Below are 21,196 nucleotides of genomic sequence, written 5' to 3'. Positions count from 1 at the left end.
GGGGGGGCGGCTCATGGGGCGGCGGATTTTTCCCAGGAAGTTTTGCTGGAGGCGTGTTAGGTGGACTTACAGCTGGCGCATTAACGGGTGCAGCAAGTGGAGGCTACTATCCAGCACCGTACCCAGTAACTTATCCAGCGCCATACCCAGCACCATATTCAACTCCATATCCGGGGTATCAGCAAATACCATATCCGTATTAAACTAAAAAAGAGGCTTTCCTCTTTTTTTAGTTTAATAAAGTATTTATAAAATATTTCCAAAATAAAGGTGAAAATATGTTAATATTTTGTTATTGTAATTCAAAAACATATATACTAATTTTAACTTTTATATTATTATCCGTGAATAGTTGTATAGTGTGCTCGAAATTCTATTTCGCTAGTAAAGTAAAGAGGTTAGATATGAGCGGGATTAATAGGGAATAGGCATTGTATAGAGCTAGCTATAAAGGAATGTAAGAGAATGAATTATAATAAAGTAAGCTAAGTATAGTGATAAGAAACTACTATTTATAATTGAAACGGTATTATATTGCTTTTTATTACAAATAATATTATGTTATTTTAATCGGCATATTTCAAAATGTGATGAATGCAAATAGCTATTATTAAGAAATGAAATATCTCTATTTCTATGAAGAGAAACAAGTTGTGTTTTAGTCAGATAGGAAGCAAGGAGAGATGCGCATGCTAGAACAAAGAGGTCATGCATTATATGACTCTTCATTGCGAGATTTAAAGTTAGCATTAGATGAGTCTTCAATTGTTGCGATTACAGACCGAAATGGTCTTATTACATATGTAAATGATAAGTTTTGTGAAATCTCCAAATATACACGAGAAGAGTTAATAGGGAAAGATCATCGTATTTTAAATTCAGGGTATCATCCGAAAACATTTTTTCAAATTCTATGGAAGCGCATTTTGAACGGAAAAGTATGGAGAGGTGAGATTCGAAATCAAGCAAAAGATGGGACGTATTATTGGGTTAAAACAACAATTGTTCCGTTTTTAAATGAAAAAGGAGAGCCGTATCAATTTATCGCGATCCGAAATGATATTAGTAGTAGGAAAGAAGCGGAACAGAGGTTGCGGTTAAGTGAAAGTCGTTATAGGGAGCTTGCGTATCATGATGCTTTAACGAGTTTACCGAACCGATTGCAGCTAATAACGACTGTAAACGAGATGATTGCAGGAAAAAAAGAATTTGGTATGATTTACTTTGATTTGGATCGTTTTAAATTAGTAAACGATACGCTAGGTCATATGATAGGGGATTTACTTTTAAGCGAAGTTGCTTCACGGTTGCATTATGTGCTAGGAGAGAAAGACGTTCTGGCTAGGCTGGGTGGCGACGAATTTGTGCTGTTAACAAAAAATCATAAACAAGATGAAATGAGGCAGTTAGCGACATCTGTGTTGTCATGTTTTCAGGCCCCATTTATGCTTGAAGGTCATGAAGTATACATTTCAGCTAGTCTAGGACTGTGCGCATATCCGCAAGACGGACAAGATGTAGAAACTCTATTAAAAAATTCGGATTTAGCCATGTATAGTGCGAAAGAACAAGGCAGAAATGCCGCGTGTTTCTTTACAGATGAGTTACGTGCGAAAATAAATCGTAGAATGAAAATTGAATTCGCTTTGCAAAAGGCAATCCGTGATGAAGAATTAGATGTGGTACTGCAGCCTATTATTGATTTGAAAACGAAGAAATATACTGGTATTGAGGCTTTAGCACGTTGTTCGACAGAAGAAGGGCCTATTTCGCCAGGCGAATTTATTCCAGTAGCTGAAGAATCTGGACTTATTATAAAATTAGGAGACTGGGTATTAGAAAAGTCATGTCGCTTGTTTAAAACATTGCCAGATTACGAAGAAGGACTAAAGTTATCTGTTAATTTATCCATACAACAATTAATGCAAAAGCGTTTTATTATATCTGTACGTAGCATTTTAAGGAGAACTGGCTTTCCACCGAATCGTTTAATTTTGGAAGTAACGGAAAGTATCGCTGTTCGCCATTTTGATTATATTATTGCTACATTACAAGAATTAAGAAATATGGGTATTTTAATTGCTTTAGATGACTTTGGAACGGGTTATTCTTCCTTATATTATTTAAAGCAACTGCCACTGGATATAGTGAAAATTGATCGTAACTTTATTCGTGAATTTCATTATGATCACGCACAGCCAGAGCGAACGATTGTAAAATCTGTTATTGAAATTGCCCATAGCTTAAATTTAGCAGTAGTTGCTGAAGGAGTAGAAACAGTAGAGCAAGAAAGTTTATTACAATCTATGGGCTGTGATTACGTCCAAGGATTTTATTATGCAAAACCTTTATCTGTAGGAGAGTTAAAAGAAAAGTTAATTACAGATTTTTAATAAAAAAAGAGAAGCTGGTAGCTTCTCTTTTTTTAATTCGTTTTTTGTGAGTTTTTCATTAGTACTGGATAAAGAATAAGACCTAATACGAACAATCCAATTCCTAAGAAGAACGTTTTTAAATCAGCAGTTCCGGTTTTGATAACCCAAATAGAGTATACAAATGCTAATGTGGTAATGATCCCATCCTTTATTCGAGAGCCAGGCATTATATCATACGTTTCTCCTGTAATAACCAATTTGAATTGGTACAGCGTAGAAACAAGGTATGGAATTAAATAAGCTAATGTTGCTACAACGATAGCGAAATTATAAGCTTCGGATACGGTACCAGAAATCGTTGAGAATAAGAAAATTTGCGTCATCACATTTGTAATAAATAATGATTTGGAAGGACTACCTTTTTTATTTGTTTTCGCGAAAAACTTAGGGAAAAGTCCATTCTTGGCTGCCTGGTAAGGTACTTCTGAACTAACAACGATCCAGCCAACTGTAGATCCAAATAAAGATACAAGTGCAAGTAAAGCCATGATATAGGCACCTTTATTGCCAATTGCTAAATTTAATGCGTCTACTAATGGTTTTTGAGATTCTTTTAAAGCATCTTGCGAGAGAGCTCCCATTGTAAGTAAAGTAATTGACATGTAAATAAGAAGAGCGATAATCAACCCGAAAATGGTAGCTTTTTTTACATCGCGCTGAGATTTTGCACGGTTAGAAAGCATTACAGCAGATTCAATACCGATAAATGCCCAAAGTGTTGCGATAGCAGCTGAATTGATTTGTCCACCTAACGAAATTGATTGTCCTGCTTCATTCATAAATGTTTGACCGTCTCCGAAATTAGAGGCATTGAAAATGAATAATGTGATTACAATAAACATTGTAAATCCAATAATTTTTGCAATGGTAGCAAGAAGATTCATATTTCCAGCTCGGTCAATATTTTGAGAAAGAATATATTGAATTCCCCATAACATAAGGCTACATACGAGGAAAGTTAGTCCTTTTCCGAGTTCTAGTGAAAATCCGTTCGTTGAAAAAAGAATTTGCTTACTTTGTAACACTGGAAAGAATGTTGATAAATATCCAGCAAAGGAAATAATAACAGATGCGGTTGCAGCCCAGTTCGCAGCCCAATAGCCCCATGCCATACTATATCCTGCAACTTTACCCGCTTTTTTTGAAGGGAACATCGCTTGAGCATAACTTTGTGGTCCAGCTTTTAATTCTGGTTTTCGGATTGCTAAATTTCCAAATACGAGTGCAATCATAAATACGCCAAGGCCTGTAATACTCCATGCGAGTGTAGAACCCATTGGACCTGATACGTGTGCTAAATTTGCTGGGAGCATAAATACGCCACCGCCAACCATATTTCCGATTACAAAAGCTGTTAAAATCCATAATCCCCATTTTTTCGTTTCCATTTTTGTTAACTCCTTTGTAGTAAGTTTTGCTTAAACATCATTTTTTACTAGCTTTTTGGCAATAAAAAAAGAGCCATGTAGATAAAAAATACCTACATGGCTCTTCGCCTAACGTAGGTACAACGGGAATAACCCTTGTACCTACGCGTAATTTTTCCGCTAGGTTTCAAGGGTTACGTATGATGATGATGTTTTTGTGCAAATGTAACTACAATTGTTGTATAAGTAAGCATAGTTCTTTGCTCCCTTTCTCCTCTGATTTTGAAGTTAGTATACTACATGTTTTTTTGAATGAAAAGAAAAATATAAAAATTTTTATAAAAATACGTTTTAGAGATTAAATATTTACCTGTATTTTTCCTATACTGGAAAATAAGTGAGAGATTGGCAGAAGAGTGTAGCATGGTATAATACATATAGAATTAGAAGGTGACAAGGGGCTATTGTAGATGATGAGTAAGTATGAACAAATTTATACAGAAATCAGTAAGTCTATTGATAATAAGCGATTAAAAGAGGGATGCAAAATCCCATCCGAAACTGAATTAATGAAGCAGTATGAAGCAAGCCGCGGTACGGTAAGAAAAGCGGTAGATTTATTACAAGAGCGTGGATATGTTCAAAAAATACATGGAAAAGGTGTTTTTGTTTTAAAGCGAAAAAACATTGAATTCAACTTTGGTGGTATTGTAAGTTTCCAAGAAGAAAATGAACGTTTAGGACGCCATTGTATTACAGAAGTCGTGGAAATGGAGAAAGTAAAAGCGACAAAAGAAGTTGCAAAGCTATTAAATGTGAAAGAGAAAACAGAAATAGATCATATTAAACGAGTACGAAATATTGATGGAGAAAAAGTAATTTTGGATATTAATCATTTTGTATCGGAATATATTCCTGGATTAACGAGTGAAATTGCAGCGGAATCCATTTATAAATACATTGAGAAAGAATTAGGTCTTCATATTAGTTACTCACAGAGGGTAATTGAAGTGCAGCCATGTACAGAGGACGATAGAGAGTATTTAGATTTAAATGGAACAGACTATGTTGTCGTTGTGAAAAACTTTACGCATTTTTATGATGGAAGTCAGTTCGAATATACAGAATCACGCCATCGTTTAGATATTTTTCATTTTTCGGATGTGGCGCGGAGAAAATAAGGAGATGGAACGAAATAACGTTTCATCTCTTTTTTTATAAAAAAATCACAAACTCGTATATACGAGTGTTGACTAACTTATATATACGAGTTAATATGTAATTGTAAACGGTATCAAAAAAAGAAAAGAGGGACGGGAATATGGGGAAAGACTATCGTCAAATAGCAGAGGAAGTGTTGCAGTATATTGGTGGAAAAGACAATATTGAACAAGCTGCGCATTGTGTAACGAGGCTCCGTATCGCTTTAAAAGATGAAAGTAAAATAGATAACGATAAATTACAGTCTGTTTCATTAGTGAAGGGAGCGTTTCATAACGCTGGAGTATTTCAAATTGTAATCGGTCCAGGAGATGTTGATCGAGTTTATGCCGAATTGATAACGCTTGCAGGTATGAAGGAAGCGACAGTAGCTGATGTAAAAGATTCTGGAAACCAAAAGTTAAATCCAGCTCAAAAGTTTGTAAAGGTATTTTCAGATGTATTTATGCCGATATTACCAGCCATCGTAACAGCTGGTTTACTAATGGGAATTAACAATCTATTAGGGGCAAAGGACTTATTTTTTGAAGGTAAAAATTTATTAGATGTGTATCCAAACTTAAGTGGGCTTTGGGATTTAATTAATATGATGGCGAATACAGCATTCGTATTCTTACCAGCGCTTGTCGGTTGGTCAGCAACGAAGCGTTTTGGTGGTAGTCCGATATTAGGGATTGTTATGGGATTAATGCTTGTGCATCCAGCATTATTAAACGCGTGGGATTATGGAAAAGCAGCGACTGGTTTAGATGGACAAAAGATTGAGTACTTCGATATTTTAGGATTATTTCAAATTGAAAAGGTAGGGTATCAAGGTCAAATTCTACCGGTTTTAGTAGCAGCATTTGTATTAAGTAAAGTGGAAATCTTCTTAAAGAAACATGTACCAAATGCAATTCAATTATTAGTTGTACCAATTACAACGATTGTCGTAACAGGTGTGTTAGCATTAGGAATTATTGGTCCAGTTACACGTCATATTGGAGATTTATTAACAGCTGGGTTAGTAGGTGTATATGAAACAGTACCAGTAGTTGGAGCAATATTGTTTGGAGCATTATATGCACCGCTTGTAATTACAGGTATGCATCATATGTTTATTGCTATCGACTTACAATTAATTGCACAGCACGGTGGTACATTCATTTGGCCAATGATTGCTCTTTCTAACATTGCGCAAGGTAGTGCGGCACTTGCGATGTTCTGGATTTCTAAAAATCAAAATGATAAAAGCATGGCATCTACATCAGCAATCTCAGCATATTTCGGTATTACAGAGCCAGCTATGTTTGGTGTAAACTTACGAAATAAATTCCCGTTCTATGCAGCGATTATAGGATCGGCTATTGCAGCTATATTTATTACGTTAAATGGTGTATTAGCACCTGCTATTGGAATTGGCGGATTACCAGCATTTATTTCTATCATTCCGAAATCGATTCCAATGTTTATTGTAGGAATGATTATCGCGGTTGTAATCCCATTTACGTTAACATGGTTATTTGCAAAACGAGTAAAACAGAAGTAGGAGGAAGTTAAACATGAAGGATTGGCATAAAAGTGTAGTTTATCAAATTTATCCGAAGAGCTTTAATAGCTATTACAATAAAGAAACCGGTGATATAAAAGGAGTTACAGAGAAACTAGATTATTTAAAAGAACTCGGAGTAGATTATATTTGGTTAACACCGATATACCAATCACCACAAAATGATAATGGATACGATGTAAGTGATTACTACAGTATTGATCCATCTTACGGAACGATGGAAGAGTTTGAAGAGCTTTTAGAAGAAGCAAAGGCACGTAACATTGAAATTATGCTCGACATTGTTGTAAATCATAGTTCTACGGAGCATAAGTGGTTTAAGGAAGCAAAGGAAGATAAAAATAGTCCATATCGTAATTACTATATTTGGCGTGATGAAAAAAATAATTGGCAATCTAAGTTTGGTGGGTCTGCTTGGAAATATGATGAGAAGACAGAGCAATATTTTTTACATCTATTTGATGAGACACAAGCTGATTTAAATTGGGAAAATAAAAAACTTCGTGAAGAAGTATATGATATGATGCGTTTTTGGCTTGATAAAGGGGTAACTGGATTCCGATTAGATGTTATTAATTTAATTTCAAAAGATCAACAGTTCTTAAATGATGACGGAAGTACGGCGACAAGCGATGGGCGTAAATATTATACAGATGGCCCGCGCGTTCATGAATATTTACAAGAGATGAACCGAAATGTTTTTAAAGGGAAAGATGTAATTACAGTTGGAGAAATGTCATCTACGACAATTGATAATTGTATTAAATATTCAAACCCTGAGCGTAATGAATTAAGTATGACGTTTAGTTTCCATCATTTAAAAGTAGATTATCCGAATGGAGATAAGTGGACGCAAGCTGATTTTGATTTCATTAAATTAAAAGAGATTATGTCTAATTGGCAAATTGAAATGCAAAAGGGCGGAGGATGGAATGCGTTGTTCTGGTGTAATCATGACCAGCCTCGTATTGTGTCACGCTTCGGTGATGATAGAAAGTACCGAAATGAATCTGCGAAAATGTTAGCGACAGCTATGCATATGTTGCAAGGAACACCTTACATTTATCAAGGCGAAGAAATCGGTATGACGAATCCTAAATTCGAGTCCATCGAGCAATATCGCGATGTGGAATCGTTAAATATACACGATATAAAGCTAGAAGAAGGATTATCAAAAGAAGAGATTATCGGGATTTTAAAACAAAAATCTCGTGACAACTCTCGTACTCCGATGCAGTGGAATGAAAAGGTGAACAGTGGTTTTACAACAAGTACACCTTGGATTTCAGTTGCTGAGAATTATAAAGAGATTAATGTAGAAAAAGCATTAGAAGATAAACAGTCTGTATTTTATCATTATAAAAAGTTAATAGAACTTAGAAAAACGTATGATGTAATTACAGAAGGAGAATATGCTATTTTAGATGAAAATCATCTTAAGGTTTGGGCATATACACGTACTATAAATGACGAGGTATTACTTGTTATCAATAACTTCTATGGAGAAGAAATAATGTACTTTGTACCAGCTCATGTTCAATTAGATGGAATGAAACAAGAAATACTACTGTCGAATTATAAAGATTCCAGCAAGGATATTACAAAACTTAACTTAAGACCATATGAGTCAATTGTCTATCGATATACGAAATAAAAGGTTGTATGCCCGCGCGGCATACAACCTTTTATTTTAAGACACCGCTATACAAAATGCTTACCTCTACCTCAGGCTTAAATTTTACTTTTGCATAATCTTTATTCCAATTTTTTTTCTTCCATAAGTCAGGGTGATAAGCGATAAGATGTCTTCCAATACCGAAAGCATCACAATTTGCTTTTTGTAACTTTTTCGTTATCTTTTTAGCTTCTTTCGTAAGCTGTTTAGACAATTCTTTGTTTAGTTTGGCTCTTTCATCCATTTTGTAAAGATTATCTCTCGGAGCTTCAAGCGCTATAACTTTTAATTGAAGCTTAATGTGAGCATAAACATTTCCTTTTTTATCCGTTGTTATTTTTAAGTCTCGTTTTAACTTTCGATTGCTAATTTCCATTGTTAAATAATCAGATGTCTTCTCTGATTCATCGCTAGTAAGTTTTTGGGTTATACGGGCACTTGTTCCCATTTTTCCGGTTAATAACACGAATAAAACAGAGTGTTTTAAAGGTAAATGCCCAGTTAATTTATCATTATTAAATAAAGCTAACCCGTTTGTAATTACTTCTTTTCCTTTTATTTTTATAGACGGGAGGGTGAAATCTTTACCGGGATCTAACATTTTTGTAGCAGCTGTTTCTAAAGTTTCTTTTGGAAATACACTCATATCTTCTAAGCTTTTCACTTTTTTCTTTAGAAAATCTCCAATTAGTAAATTTCCTACTTTCTTTTTTTCGAGTATCTCGGACGTTTCACCATCTACTGCAATAAGTTTTACTAAAGCAGTTGGGTTTGTTGGGTCACGAAAGCTGACATCTAAATAGGGTAGTATACCTTTTTTTAGAATTTTGGTTCCTAGTAATTGAACACCATATTTGAAATAGCGAATATTCCCAGTCACATTTTTTTTTAGGGCATCGCTTGTATCCCTTATGTTATGCCCGGTTGCTGAATGTATTTCATTTTCGAATGAAGATTGCTCTCCGCTCGAACTTTTTACGAGCTCGATTGTTTGCTGGAGTTTATTCTCTTCCGTAATATCAGATCCAATACTATAAGCTAACCTTGCTTCCCTTAATGGTTCTTGATCCCAACAGCCAGAAAGGAGGGAACTAGTACATAATATAAAAAGTAATTTAAATCTTTTTTTGAACATACTGTTCTCCTTTCTTCTTTCTTATTACTGAATAGAGTAGAAATAAAAGAGGGAGGACAACGATGAAAATATAGGTGAACTTATCAGTGAAAGTTGCAATTACTTTTAATTCTTCAGGTGTATCTATAAATAAGGCTACACTAAAAGCAATAATACCAACGATTGGAACAGCCTTTTTATGATTAGAAAGATTGAATATATGTCCAATTCCGATAGAAGCGGCACAGTAATAACTAGCGATAGAAGCTACAACAGTTATCATCCAAATTGGTATGAATAGTAAATCAGTTCGGTCTATAATCCCGATATGTAAGGAGCGTAATAAGTAAGCAACTGGTTCTGGGATAAGTTCAATTTGTTTTGGACTAAATACGATAAAGCAAATCCAAACAGTAAAAGTATAAAAAAGAGTTACAAATCCATTAGCGATAGAAATGGCCTTCAGTTTTGCCACAGCAGTCCCATTTACTTTTGGGAAAGCGATAAGAATAATTTCAAAACCATACATAGCTGTAATTGTTTCTTTCGATGCTTGAATAATATTCCACCATCCAGCCTCTGTAATGGGAAAAATATAAGAAAAATCAGCCCGTGAGAGCCCAAGTCCAATTAAAAGCGCCATAGGTAAAATGAGAATAGAGGCCATGACATAAAATCGTACGATGACTTTAAACGTATTATAAGCTACATAACAACAAGCTATTGTAAATAACATAAGAATGGCATACCACGGAGTTGCTTGTAATATCCAAACTTTAACGACATTACAAACATTCAACATAACCGTCATACCGATAAGGGTAAAATAAAAAACATAAGCAAAACCTAATAGTTTTCCAAACTTATTACCAAATAGCATACAAACACTTTCATACATATCTGCATCAGGAAATCGTTTTAAGAAAAGCCACATAAGTAAAATGATAAGTTGAATTGCAAGTCCAGCGATGAGTGCAGAAATCCATCCACCACCTTTAGCAATTGGGTGAAGACGGTTAGGGAGAGAAAGTATACCAACTCCGATTTGGCATTGAATAACGAAAAAGGTAAATTGAACTAGCGAGATTTTACTTTGCGTGTTTGTCACCGTCCTCATCCTCTCTCGTTACATGTTGTCGTTGCATTTTTTTCGGTTTTGGATCATGTGGTCGTTCCCAAAATGACCAAATTGGTAGTCTTACGAAAGAATCTTTCATATCTTTAATCCGCATCGGGGCAACAGGAGAAAGATATGGTGTATGAAAAGAATGAAGCTGACACAAGTGAACGAAAGTTATAATTAGACCGAATGATATTCCAATATATCCGAATATGGCAGCAAGGAGCATTAATGGAAAACGAAGAATTCGAACTGCTGAACTCATATCGTTTGATGGAACGAGAAAAGATGAAATTGCAGTTAAAGCTACAACGATAATCATTGTGTAAGAAACGAGTCCAGCTTTTACAATTGCATCACCAATTACTAAACCACCTACAATACCGATTGTTTGTCCAACGCGGCTCGGCAAGCGAATACCAGCTTCTCGTAACAATTCAAAGATTAATTCCATTAAGAGAGCTTCAAAAATAGGAGGAAGCGGTACTTTCTCTAATGAAGCTTTAATTGTATACACAAGTTCGAGCGGCAACACATCGGGATGAAAAGCGACAGTTGCAATATAAAAAGCTGGCAAGAGAAAGGCAATTAAAAAACTTACTAAGCGAATCATTCGGATGAAAGAACCGACAATCCAGCGGTTATTATAATCATCTGGTGATTGATAAAAAGCGAATAACGTAACAGGTACGATGAGCACTGTTGGATCTCCGTCAGATAAAATAGCAACTCGTCCTTCCATTAAATTTGCTGCGACTCTATCTGGACGCTCTGTATTTAATTGCTGCGGGAAGGGTGAGAAAGACGTATCCTCTATAAATTCTTGTATGTATCCTGGAGGCATAAGTGCGTCCGTTTTAATTGTTTCTAATCTTCTTTTCACTTCTGCAACTAAATCGTCATTCGCTATATTTTGCATATAAGCAATTGCCACTCTCGTGTGCATTTCTTCACCAAGTGTGAAATATTTGACGACGACATTTGGACTTTTTATGAGCTTACGAATCGAAGCTAAATTGGTTGCTAAATCTTCTACAAAACCAGTATGTGGACCGCGCACAATGCCTTCATTATCAGGTTCTGTTATATCTCTCTTTAAAGATAAGGCCGTTTCGAAAATACAAAAACTGTCGACCTGTTCATGAAAATATAATGATTTACCTTGTAATAGAAGCTGCACACCATAATTTAAATTCGTTTCTTTTTTCATATTTAATGTGGAAAAAGCTTTATCTAAAGACAAATCAGACCGCGTTAATAATGGCTCAAGAGCTAATTGATGAATTAAATTTGGATCTGCTAAAGATTCAATATATATGATCGTTCCTTTTCCGTTTTGAAAAGGGACATCTAATTTTTTTATATCATCTGAGTGACAGAGCTTATTTTCAATGTAATTAATATTTTCCGGAAGTGATGGAAACATATGCTTTTTGCTATTATTTTGTTGTGAATTTTCCTGTTCAGTCATAATTTCCACCTCTATTAGAATAAATTCGCTCCTGTTAATTTTTGCTTTTTGTAAGAAATTTATGCTTGGTTTATTTGGAAAAGGTAGGGTGATGGGAAGAAAGTATGTATTTGCGATATTAATATATATCTTTTGTACTATAAGTGGGTAAACCTAGCGGTATGTATAATTACATCATTCGATGAATATGAAATTTAAGAAAAGCGATTTATAATACTAGTATTGTGTCTTGCCTTTTTAGGTACAGTACACAGCCGGTGATTGGCTAGTGGAAGTTCTTCCATTTTGCCAGTGCCGGTTTTTTATTGGATAATAGAGAAAATGAATTTTTATAAAGAAAGAAGGGGTTGTTTTGAAGGATGTAAATTCTATCTTTATGAGAGAAAAGATTGCTAGTTCTTATCTTTATTTTATTTCTTTTCTTGGTTTGATTACTATAACTATATCTTTACTTGAAATTAAAATCCCTTCTTATCCAACGATATTAATATTGTTATTAATATTTATGGGGATTGCAGAGTATTTTCCTGTACGATTTTGGAGAGGAACTAGCTCGCTTACCTTTCCGATAATTTACGCTATGAGTTGGCAGTTTGGAATCCATATAACTATTATTGCTATTGTACTCGTAACACTAATTATTCACCTGCATCGTCGTTCGCCGATACAAAGAATGTTATTTAATAGTACTCAGCATGCGCTTAGTTTAATCTTGGCCCAATGGTTTTCAAATAAATGTATGTCCTTATTAATTAACAAGATAGATATGTCAGTTCTATATGAAAATTTAATATCTTTGTTATTATTTTGCGTGTTTTTTTGTTTTTTCAACAACCGCTTTTACGATTTGTTAATGATACTCCTTCCACAACCATATTCAATCTATCAGTGGTATAAAAAAACTGTAACTGTATTTCTTTGCGAAACTTTTGGTTTCTCTTATGCAGCACTGATGCATGTATTAATTAGTACATATAGTGTGGAAGTAAACGAGGTTACAGTACTGTTTTTCTTTTTTCCACTTGTAGCAGCTTCAATTATTAGTTCTTTTTCTGTACGGATAAGGATGGAGAAGGAACGATTATATGAATTATTTCTTATTACGACCGAAATTAGTCGAGGACTAACCGGAGGAAACTTAAAGCATATTAAACAAGCACTTAAAGGTTTTTTCGGCATACAAGCATATGTAATATGGACAAAAGATGATGGGAACTGGAATATTCTATTAAAAGATGGGAAAGTCCGCTTCGATATTTCTGATCATTCAGAAAAAAATAAGGCGTTTGAGGAACTCTCTAAAAATCTAGTATTTAATGATTGGAAAATTGGTACGGCTCCTGAAGATGAAATATTTGATAGTGTCATACGCTCACTTGTGTATTTTCCTCTTATTGTAAATGGTGAACTAGTCGGAATGTTTGTTGCAGGGAAAAGTAGAACTGCAGGTTTTTTTCCGGAGGATGTACAGTCGTTAGCTACATTTTCTAACCAATTAGCTAACGTAGTTAAAACAAGGATATTGATTTCTGAGCAGGAAAAAAGAATGATTTTAGAAGAAAGAAATAGAATCGCAAGAGAAATTCACGATGGTATTGCGCAAACATTAGCCGGGGTGATATTTCAACTAGAATCCGCGCAGAAAAAATTCCGTGATAAACCAATAGATATGCAGCAAGTAGTAGAGAAAAGTATAAAAGATTTAAGAAGAAGCTTAGGGGAAGTTCGCTATTCTATTTATGCTTTAAAACCATATCCGACACAACAATTAGGACTTAAGCAGGCGATAGCGAGTAAAATAAAATCTTTAAAACAAGAATATGAACTAGATATTACATATCATGAAAGAGGTCATGTACGTGCGCTTAGTTTTTCAAAAGAAAGGGTTATTTTTGATACATTACAAGAGAGTTTGCAAAACATTGTAAAACATGCAAAAGCAGAAAAGACCGATGTTTTACTCAGCTATCAAAGTGAGCACGTGCTTTTAAGGGTTAAGGATAATGGAGTTGGTTTTTCATTATTTGAGTCTATGGTTAAAACGAAGAATGAGCCACATTATGGTATATTACATATGAATGAACAAGCTGAACAATTAGGGGCTACTTTACAGATTGATAGTTCTGTAGGGCAAGGGACAGAAATTACACTGTTAATTCCAGATTCACAAACAAGGGGTGCGTAAAATGATTAAAATATTAGTAGTAGATGATCATGCTTTTTTACGGGACGCAATTCGGAGCATACTAGAGGATGAATCTGATATGAAAGTGGTTGGAGAAGCTAGCTCTGGGGATGGAGTATTGGGAAAAGTAGAAGAATGCCGACCAGATTGTATTTTGATGGATATTAATCTTCCAGGGAAAAATGGGATTGAAGCTACAGAGTTAGTGAAAAAAAAATATCCAAGTTGCAGAGTACTTGTGTTTACAATGTATGAACATGATGAGTATTTAATGGATGCACTCCAGGCCGGTGCTGATGGTTATTTATTGAAGGATTCCTCATCAGAGCAGGTAGTAGCAGCAATTCGAATGTTATATCGAGGCGATTCAGTTATTCATCCGCGTATGACTAAAAAATTAATTACATATCATCAGCAAAAGATGAAAGTAGAATCAAATGAAAATGAACTGACGGAACGGGAAAAGGAAATTCTATTTGAACTAGTAAAAGGACTTAGTAATAAAGAAATTGCTGAAGTTCTATATATTAGTGATAAAACAGTTAAAATTCACATCAATAAAATTTTTAAAAAACTAAATGTGAAAAGTCGATCGCAAGCAGTGATTTATGCAGTTCGAAATCAATTGGTTCCGTTGGATTAAATAAGAAATCTATCAAAGAACTATCGTGTTGCTTTATTCTGTATTACAAAGAATAAATGACAAGATAGTTCTTTTGTACTATGTAGGCATAGAATCCTTAGAGAAAAGATACTCCTTTTGATTAATTTTCGGAATAATCAAAATGTGAAATAATAAAAATAGAATTATATTTTAATCCTATTAATAATTCATTGTGTGAAAATCTTTTGTTGGAAATAAATGATGGGGGGCTCCTATAGAAAGAGTAAAGTGAGTGATTAGCTATATAAGGTATGGGGATGGTAGTAGTGTTGGAAATCTTTCATGATACAAAAGATTAAGATTGATAGATTTTCCAACGCTAAGTAGGAATGTAAGAATCAATTTGTTTCAAAAAATAATATGAATAATGGGGAGATGCAATATGAAACGAGGGAAATTTGGAAAGATTCTTATTGGAACGTTAACAGTTGGAATGTTATTGTCTCAAGGAATTCCATATAACGTATTAGCGGAAGAGGTAAATACGTCTACTTTAACTGGAATTGATGATGCAAATGCTATCTTAAAAGGTCTTACCAAGGAACAACGTAATGCCTTAAAAACGTTAGATACTAAACCAGGTTTTGTTATTTCGCCAGGTATCAATACAGCAAGTCCTAATAATGTGAATGTCATTATAGAATTTAAGCAAGCACCTAGCAAAATTGAGGTATTAAAACAAGCGGCTAAAGGGAAAAAAGTAGCTCTTTCAAATGCGGAACAAAAGGTAGAGGCATCACATAAAGGATTTAAAGCAGAGCTTGAACAGCTTCAAAAGAATAAAGAGAAAGGGACAAATGTAAAATCTGCAAAAATAACAAGAGAATATAAGAATGCTTTTAATGGTGTAGCGATTTCTTTACCAGCGAATATGATTGAGGACTTAGTTCGTACCGGTATCGTTAAGCGCGTATGGGAAGATCATGAGGTTAAAATTGATTTGCCGAAAGAAACAGCTAAGACTGCTGTTGAACCGAAAATGGCAGATAGTGTACCGCAAATTGGTGTGGACAAGCTGCATGATGAAAAAATAACAGGTAAAGGAATTAAGGTAGGTGTACTGGACACTGGTATTGATTACAACCACCCGGATTTGAAAGATGCATATAAAGGATATCGTGCAAAACAAGGTGAGGATCCAAGCAAAATAGATCCGAACTCAATAAAAGGATGGGACTTTGTTAATAATGATGCTGATCCAATGGAGACAACGTATAAGGATTGGCAAAATTCTGGGGGATATCCTGAGATTTATGAGGGAAGTGCATATTATACATCCCATGGTACGCATGTAGCTGGGACAATTGCTGCAGACAAACAGAATAGTGTGGATTATGCAGTGAAGGGTGTTGCTCCAGATGTAGACTTATATTCATATCGCGTATTAGGTCCATATGGAAGTGGACAAACAAGCGGTATTCTTGCTGCGATTGATAAAGCAGTGAAAGACGATATGGATGTTATCAATTTATCACTAGGAGCGTCTATTAATGATCCTTTATATCCTACTTCTGTCGCAGTGAATAATGCGATGTTAGCAGGTGTTGTTACAGTAGTAGCAGCTGGTAATAGTGGTCCGGAAGAAGGTACCATTGGATCACCTAGTGCAGCAGCACTTCCCATTACAGTTGGAGCCAGTGATGCTGCAATGACTATTCCAACGTTTTCCGCCGATGCAGGTGATGCAGGTGATGTACGTGTAGATAAGATGATGCTACTTGGAAAAAGCTTTACTGATAAGATTGAAGATTTGAAAGGACAATCCTTATCGGTTGTATATGCGGGGCTTGGGAAATTAGGTGATTTTACAGGGAAAGATGTAAAAGGGAAGTTAGTTCTTATCCAACGAGGTGAGATTACATTTGATGAAAAAATTAAAAATGCTAAGGATGCAGGCGCAAAGGCAGTAATTGTATATAACAATGTAGATGGGGAAATTACAAGTTATCTTGGGGAAAGTACTTCATCTATTCCATCGTTCCGCTTAACAAAAGTAGATGGTGAGAAATTACAAGCAAAAGCTGTACAAGGAGATGTGTCGTTAGCGTTTGGAGAACTTAGTAATATAAAAACAGAGGGAGATCACTTAGCTGATTTCAGCTCCCGTGGTCCTGCAACTAAAACAGATGATATTAAGCCAGATATTATAGCACCAGGTGTGTCTATCTTCTCAACTGTTCCTGAATATATTAATGATCCAAAGGATGGAGAAAATTATCCGTTAGCGTATGGACGTATGTCAGGTACATCTATGGCAACTCCTCATACTGCAGGGGTTGCGGCACTGATTTTACAAGAACATCCAAATTATAGTCCATTTGAAGTAAAAGAGGCACTTATGAATACCGCAGTTGATTTAAAAGAAGAGCGTTCTGTATTTGAGGTGGGATCAGGAAGAATTGATGCATATCGTGCAGTTCATGCAGATACATCTATTGAGGTTATCGATAAAACATCAAACGTTGTAGATGATGAAGAAGTAGAAATTGAAGAAAAAACAGGTTCTATTGCATTTGGGTATAAAAATCAACTTGAAAGTGGGCCTATTAAAGATAGTCGAAAAGTCTTAATTAAGAACAGCAGTAAAACAGATGGGAAAGAGTTTAAATTAGAAGTAGAATTTTCACCTACAAGTGTAGGTGTGCAAGATGCAGCGAAGAATGGTGTGAAGCTAAACGTATCAGATTCTATTAAAGTAGCTCCTGGTACATCAGAGGAAATTAGCCCTGAAATTATCATTCCAGAAAACGCTGAATTTGGTAGATATGAAGGCTATATTCATATTACAAATAAAAACAATGAAAAAGAAGTATATCAAGTACCATTTGCAGTTAAATTCACAGAAAAAGGGATTGCGTCTGTAGATTTATTGAGAGATGCAATGGCAACAGATACATCTAAATTCCATCCATTTATGGAAAGACCAAGTTCGCCGTTGGCATTTAAATTAAATAGTCCTCTTGAAACTATTGATGCAGTTGTGAAGGACCGAAAGACAGGGAAGGCATTAGGAGTCGTTGGTACACTTAATGCAAGTAGTCTAACACCGAATGTTGAATATATGATGTTTTCTGGTATGGGAGGGTATGTATTTCCATTCACAGGAGATCCAGCTCACCCAATTGGGGATAAGCCTGTTATGTTGCCTGATGGAGATTACGAATTGGACTTCGTTGGATATGATAAAGAAGGAAAATCGTATACAAAAGGCGATAGCATTATCATTGATAATGTAATACCTGAAATGAAATTTAAGGATGTACAACCTGGTATACACGAAGTCAATGATTCCATGTTTAAAGAAGAAGACGGCCAACGTGCATTATGGGTGCATGGTAATATTTATGATTCTACAGTAGATGCATTAAAGGCAAAAGGCTTGCAGTATGATCAAAAAGCGAATCAAATTGTATATTATCAAAACTCAGCCTTTCCATCAGGTTGGTTGAATACAATTCAAGCAAATGGTGATTTTAAATTTGGAGTACTTCCAGAGGAAATAAATGAGCCACTTAATTTAAGGTTATTTGGATATGATCTTGCAACTGCATCAAATATGGCAAATGGATTTAAAGATTATGTCTTTGTTAAAGAGGGAACGGAATACGCTGTCCCAAGCTATGACAAGGATAAAATTAAACTAGGAGAAAAAATTACGTTAACTTTAAATCTTAATAATGTGAAAAAACTTATGTCAGGTACATTTGAGATTCCTTATAGTAAACAGTTGTTTAAATTTACAGATGTGAAACCAAATCCAGCACTTGCAGAATATGTAAAACAACATGGACTGGACCTTAAATTAGAAGATCCGAAGGTAAGTGAAGAAGGAGCTTGGGAAAACAAAGTGAAAGTTGGCGCGTCATTGGAAGGAAAAGAATTTAAAGGATTAGATGGTGATACACCATTTTTAGATGTTACATTCGAGATGACGAGTGATGAATATTTTAATGATTTAACTGCATTTGCAGCAGATAAGTTCACTTATACAAAAGCTGGTGCATCAGAAGGCACTGAGATTCCTGTGTTTAAAGATAAATCTTTTGCTATTGTCTCGAAACATTCAACGGTTACAGGATATATTGGTCCGGAAGCTTTCTTGAATGAAGAGGGGTATTTAGGTAAGAAAGACTATACAAAGCTAGGAGCAAAAGTGTATGCAGTTGGTAAGGATGGAAAGAAATATACAGGAACGATTGATGATAACGGACAATTTGAAATTCGTAGTGTCCCTGTAAGCAATAAAGAATATGATATTTTCGTAGAAATGCCAGGTCATTTAAATAGTAAATTAACAACAAAAATAGGGAAAATGCAGGATGGAGAATTAGTGGGACAAAACTTTAGAGCTGACATGGATGATAACCTTGCAGGTGATGTAAACGGCGATAAAATGGTGGATATTCAAGATGCTAGAATAGCAGCTCTGTCATATGGAAAAGGAAAAGTATCTGTAAAAGATGGAGATATAAATCAAGATGGTGTTGTAGATGAAACGGATATTCGTTTTATTGAGAAAAACTTCTTGAAAAAGGGTCCAGATGCCAAAGAAAATCAAAAACCGAAAGAAAATGTAGGGCCAGTGACGTTAGATAAAATCTTACGCTCTATTGGTTTAGAACCTAAAAAATAAGTGGGCAAACTTCTAGGGTAAATAAAGCAATCAGACAATGAATAGTAAATGAAATGAGATTGGCTAACAAATAACCGGTAATGATTTACAGGAACATTACCGGTTATTTTAAAAGTAATAGTTGTTTGGGTACATGAAGCAACTAGTTTAAAGTTAGTTCGCTTTTGATATGGGACAAGGTAGTTGGTTAATTAGTATTGTTTGTGGGATGGAAATAAGGTTTGTAGTTTGAACTTTAAAAATAGGGGGACTTGTGAAATGGGTATGAAGAAAAAACTTGGTATGGGTGTCATAACTGCAGCGCTGGGCTTATCTTTAATTGGTGGGGGAACATATGCGTATTTTAGTGATAAGGAAGTATCACAAAACACGTTTGCAGCGGGTACTTTAGATTTGAGTGTGAATCCTGAAGTTGTTATTAATGTCGACAATCTGAAACCAGGTGATGAAATGGAGCGCGGTTTTCAATTAATTAACAAAGGAACCTTAGCAATAGGAGATGTGAAACTCCTGACAGATTACAGTGTAATCGATGCGAAAGGAGATAATGGAAATGCTGATTTTGGTGATCATATCCGAGTTGATTTCTTGTGGAATTTGGATAAAAATGAAGTTCCAATTTGGTCTACTACATTATCTGAATTAAAGGTAGCTACGCAAAATGGAAGTATTCCTGATCTTGTACAAAAAGGTGTTGTAGACCGAGAAGGAAATGGACTTGCTCCTGGTGATGATGATACTTTCTATGTAATGTTCACATTTGTAGATAATGATGCAGAGCAAAATGTATTTCAAGGAGATTCATTAAAATTAAATTGGACTTTCAATTCAATGCAGACAAAAGGTGAAGAGAGGTAAAGATAAATGTTATATATAAGAATAAATTGATGAAGAATTGAGAAATAAAATTTTTAATAGTGTAAGGGTTGATTTAGTGAATCAACCTTTTTTGTGTTTTGAGAGAAAATTATGCTTGGATTATTTGAAAAAAATAAGCTTGAAAGTTACGTTACGTCATCTTTTATACTTAAGGAAACACGGAGTAGAGGGATGGTGTATATAATTTTGAAAAGTATGTGGGGATGGAAAGAAATTTTATATTTATTTGTGTTTGTATTTATTATTGTTCCAGTAACTGTTGAATCTCTTTTTTATGACTATGCTTTAAAAGTAATAGGGAACGCATTATATGCTGGAGTATTAATGGGATTTATAATGGCAGTGATATTTACTACTGTAGTTTATCTTTTTTGTATAAAAAGATATAAATTGTCGTGGAAAGACATTGGAATTCGGAAGCTTTCATGGAGAGATTTCCTATGGACAGTTGTAGCGCTAATTTTTTTAATTATAGTTAGTATTGCTGTATTAATGATAATGGAGAAAATGGGTATTTCTTTTGAAAATAGTAAAACGGAAACAGTTCAAAATGATAAATCAATATACGCGTTCTGTATCGCGGTAATTGGAGCAGCAGTTATATCACCAATCTATGAAGAAGTTTTATATCGAGGTGTTTTTTATACGTTTTTTCGTGATAAATATGGCATATGGGGCGGGGTGCTTATAAGTTCCATAATATTTACCGTTGTTCATATTCCAACATATAACACATTACCAGTGAATTTTTTAAGTGGAGTAGTATTTGCGTGGTTATATGAGAAAACAAATTCTATTTTATCAGCTATGATTGCCCACGCATTATTCAATTTTATAGCAGTACTTCTCACATTTATGTCGAATTAAGAAGATATATAGGAGG

Annotated in this window: 13 protein-coding genes and 1 pseudogene; 10 read left to right on the top strand and 4 right to left on the bottom strand. The window is 34.8% G+C overall.

Translation table 11 applies throughout. The features are described 5' to 3' along the window. Positions 1-203 (top strand): annotated as a pseudogene (locus DM800_RS26070) (cobalt transporter); the annotation flags it as partial. A 486-nt stretch (positions 204-689) separates the two neighbouring features. Continuing rightward, the gene (locus DM800_RS26065) at positions 690-2,393 is read left to right on the top strand and encodes a putative bifunctional diguanylate cyclase/phosphodiesterase (RefSeq protein WP_087983374.1); all 1,704 of its coding nucleotides are present in this window, start codon (positions 690-692) and stop codon (positions 2,391-2,393) included. Between the two features lie 32 nt (positions 2,394-2,425). On the opposite strand, the gene DM800_RS26060 is transcribed toward DM800_RS26065, so the two are convergent. After that, positions 2,426-3,823, bottom strand: coding sequence for an amino acid permease (locus tag DM800_RS26060; protein ID WP_000448430.1), 1,398 nt, complete (start codon positions 3,821-3,823; stop codon positions 2,426-2,428). A gap of 449 nt (positions 3,824-4,272) precedes the next feature. On the opposite strand from DM800_RS26060, the gene treR reads away from it, so the two are divergent. From treR to treC, 3 genes are all read left to right on the top strand, one after another. Further along, entirely contained in the window at positions 4,273-4,983 is a 711-nt protein-coding gene (gene treR, locus DM800_RS26055) for a trehalose operon repressor (protein WP_088061842.1), read from the top strand. Positions 4,984-5,123: 140 nt separating this feature from the next. Beyond that, complete coding sequence (treP, locus tag DM800_RS26050; protein WP_147787941.1) at positions 5,124-6,551, top strand: PTS system trehalose-specific EIIBC component; 1,428 nt, start codon at positions 5,124-5,126, stop codon at positions 6,549-6,551. 13 nt (positions 6,552-6,564) lie between these two features. After that, positions 6,565-8,226 carry an alpha,alpha-phosphotrehalase gene (gene treC / locus DM800_RS26045; RefSeq protein ID WP_147787940.1) on the top strand — a complete coding sequence of 554 codons (1,662 nt, stop codon included), beginning with the start codon at positions 6,565-6,567 and terminating at the stop codon, positions 8,224-8,226. Positions 8,227-8,257: 31 nt separating this feature from the next. On the opposite strand, the gene gerKC is transcribed toward treC, so the two are convergent. From gerKC to gerKA, 3 genes are read right to left on the bottom strand one after another with little or no spacing between them, the layout of a single operon-like run. Further along, the gene (gerKC, locus tag DM800_RS26040) at positions 8,258-9,382 is read right to left on the bottom strand and encodes a spore germination protein GerKC (protein ID WP_000474009.1); all 1,125 of its coding nucleotides are present in this window, start codon (positions 9,380-9,382) and stop codon (positions 8,258-8,260) included. Then, positions 9,363-10,469 carry a GerAB/ArcD/ProY family transporter gene (locus tag DM800_RS26035; RefSeq protein WP_147787939.1) on the bottom strand — a complete coding sequence of 369 codons (1,107 nt, stop codon included), beginning with the start codon at positions 10,467-10,469 and terminating at the stop codon, positions 9,363-9,365. The genes gerKC and DM800_RS26035 overlap by 20 nt, the downstream gene beginning before the upstream one ends. Then, complete coding sequence (gene gerKA / locus DM800_RS26030) at positions 10,450-11,952, bottom strand: spore germination protein GerKA (RefSeq protein ID WP_147787938.1); 1,503 nt, start codon at positions 11,950-11,952, stop codon at positions 10,450-10,452. The genes DM800_RS26035 and gerKA overlap by 20 nt, the downstream gene beginning before the upstream one ends. 352 nt (positions 11,953-12,304) lie before the next feature. Between gerKA and DM800_RS26025 the strand changes: the two genes are divergently transcribed. The 5 genes from DM800_RS26025 (at position 12,305) to DM800_RS26005 (ending at position 21,180) form a co-directional block, all read left to right on the top strand. Beyond that, a complete protein-coding gene (locus DM800_RS26025; protein WP_147787937.1) occupies positions 12,305-14,137 on the top strand; it encodes a GAF domain-containing sensor histidine kinase in 1,833 nt (610 codons plus the stop codon). Between the two features lies 1 nt (position 14,138). Next, entirely contained in the window at positions 14,139-14,780 is a 642-nt protein-coding gene (locus DM800_RS26020; RefSeq protein ID WP_000590676.1) for a response regulator, read from the top strand. Positions 14,781-15,183: 403 nt separating this feature from the next. Continuing rightward, positions 15,184-19,434 carry a S8 family serine peptidase gene (locus tag DM800_RS26015; protein ID WP_147787936.1) on the top strand — a complete coding sequence of 1,417 codons (4,251 nt, stop codon included), beginning with the start codon at positions 15,184-15,186 and terminating at the stop codon, positions 19,432-19,434. Positions 19,435-19,692: 258 nt separating this feature from the next. Then, entirely contained in the window at positions 19,693-20,292 is a 600-nt protein-coding gene (locus DM800_RS26010) for a TasA family protein (RefSeq protein WP_147787935.1), read from the top strand. A gap of 201 nt (positions 20,293-20,493) precedes the next feature. Beyond that, entirely contained in the window at positions 20,494-21,180 is a 687-nt protein-coding gene (locus tag DM800_RS26005) for a CPBP family intramembrane glutamic endopeptidase (RefSeq protein ID WP_061673527.1), read from the top strand. Positions 21,181-21,196: the final 16 nt, after the last annotated feature.

It is taken from the genome of Bacillus sp. AY18-3, from assembly GCF_008042305.1.
Taxonomy (GTDB): domain Bacteria; phylum Bacillota; class Bacilli; order Bacillales; family Bacillaceae_G; genus Bacillus_A; species Bacillus_A wiedmannii.
The sequence above is the reverse complement of the archived record's forward strand: the minus strand, read 5'-3'. Positions and strand labels throughout refer to the sequence as shown.

Excerpts from the sequence above, each read along its gene's own strand:
- DM800_RS26015 (WP_147787936.1), top strand. The coding sequence starts at position 15,184 with ATGAAACGAGGGAAATTTGGAAAGATTCTTATTGGAACGTTAACAGTT.
- treR (WP_088061842.1), top strand. The coding sequence starts at position 4,273 with ATGATGAGTAAGTATGAACAAATTTATACAGAAATCAGTAAGTCTATT.
- DM800_RS26010 (WP_147787935.1), top strand. The coding sequence starts at position 19,693 with ATGGGTATGAAGAAAAAACTTGGTATGGGTGTCATAACTGCAGCGCTG.
- DM800_RS26020 (WP_000590676.1), top strand. The coding sequence starts at position 14,139 with ATGATTAAAATATTAGTAGTAGATGATCATGCTTTTTTACGGGACGCA.
- gerKA (WP_147787938.1), bottom strand. The coding sequence starts at position 11,952 with ATGACTGAACAGGAAAATTCACAACAAAATAATAGCAAAAAGCATATG.
- gerKC (WP_000474009.1), bottom strand. The coding sequence starts at position 9,382 with ATGTTCAAAAAAAGATTTAAATTACTTTTTATATTATGTACTAGTTCC.
- DM800_RS26060 (WP_000448430.1), bottom strand. The coding sequence starts at position 3,823 with ATGGAAACGAAAAAATGGGGATTATGGATTTTAACAGCTTTTGTAATC.
- treC (WP_147787940.1), top strand. The coding sequence starts at position 6,565 with ATGAAGGATTGGCATAAAAGTGTAGTTTATCAAATTTATCCGAAGAGC.
- treP (WP_147787941.1), top strand. The coding sequence starts at position 5,124 with ATGGGGAAAGACTATCGTCAAATAGCAGAGGAAGTGTTGCAGTATATT.
- DM800_RS26065 (WP_087983374.1), top strand. The coding sequence starts at position 690 with ATGCTAGAACAAAGAGGTCATGCATTATATGACTCTTCATTGCGAGAT.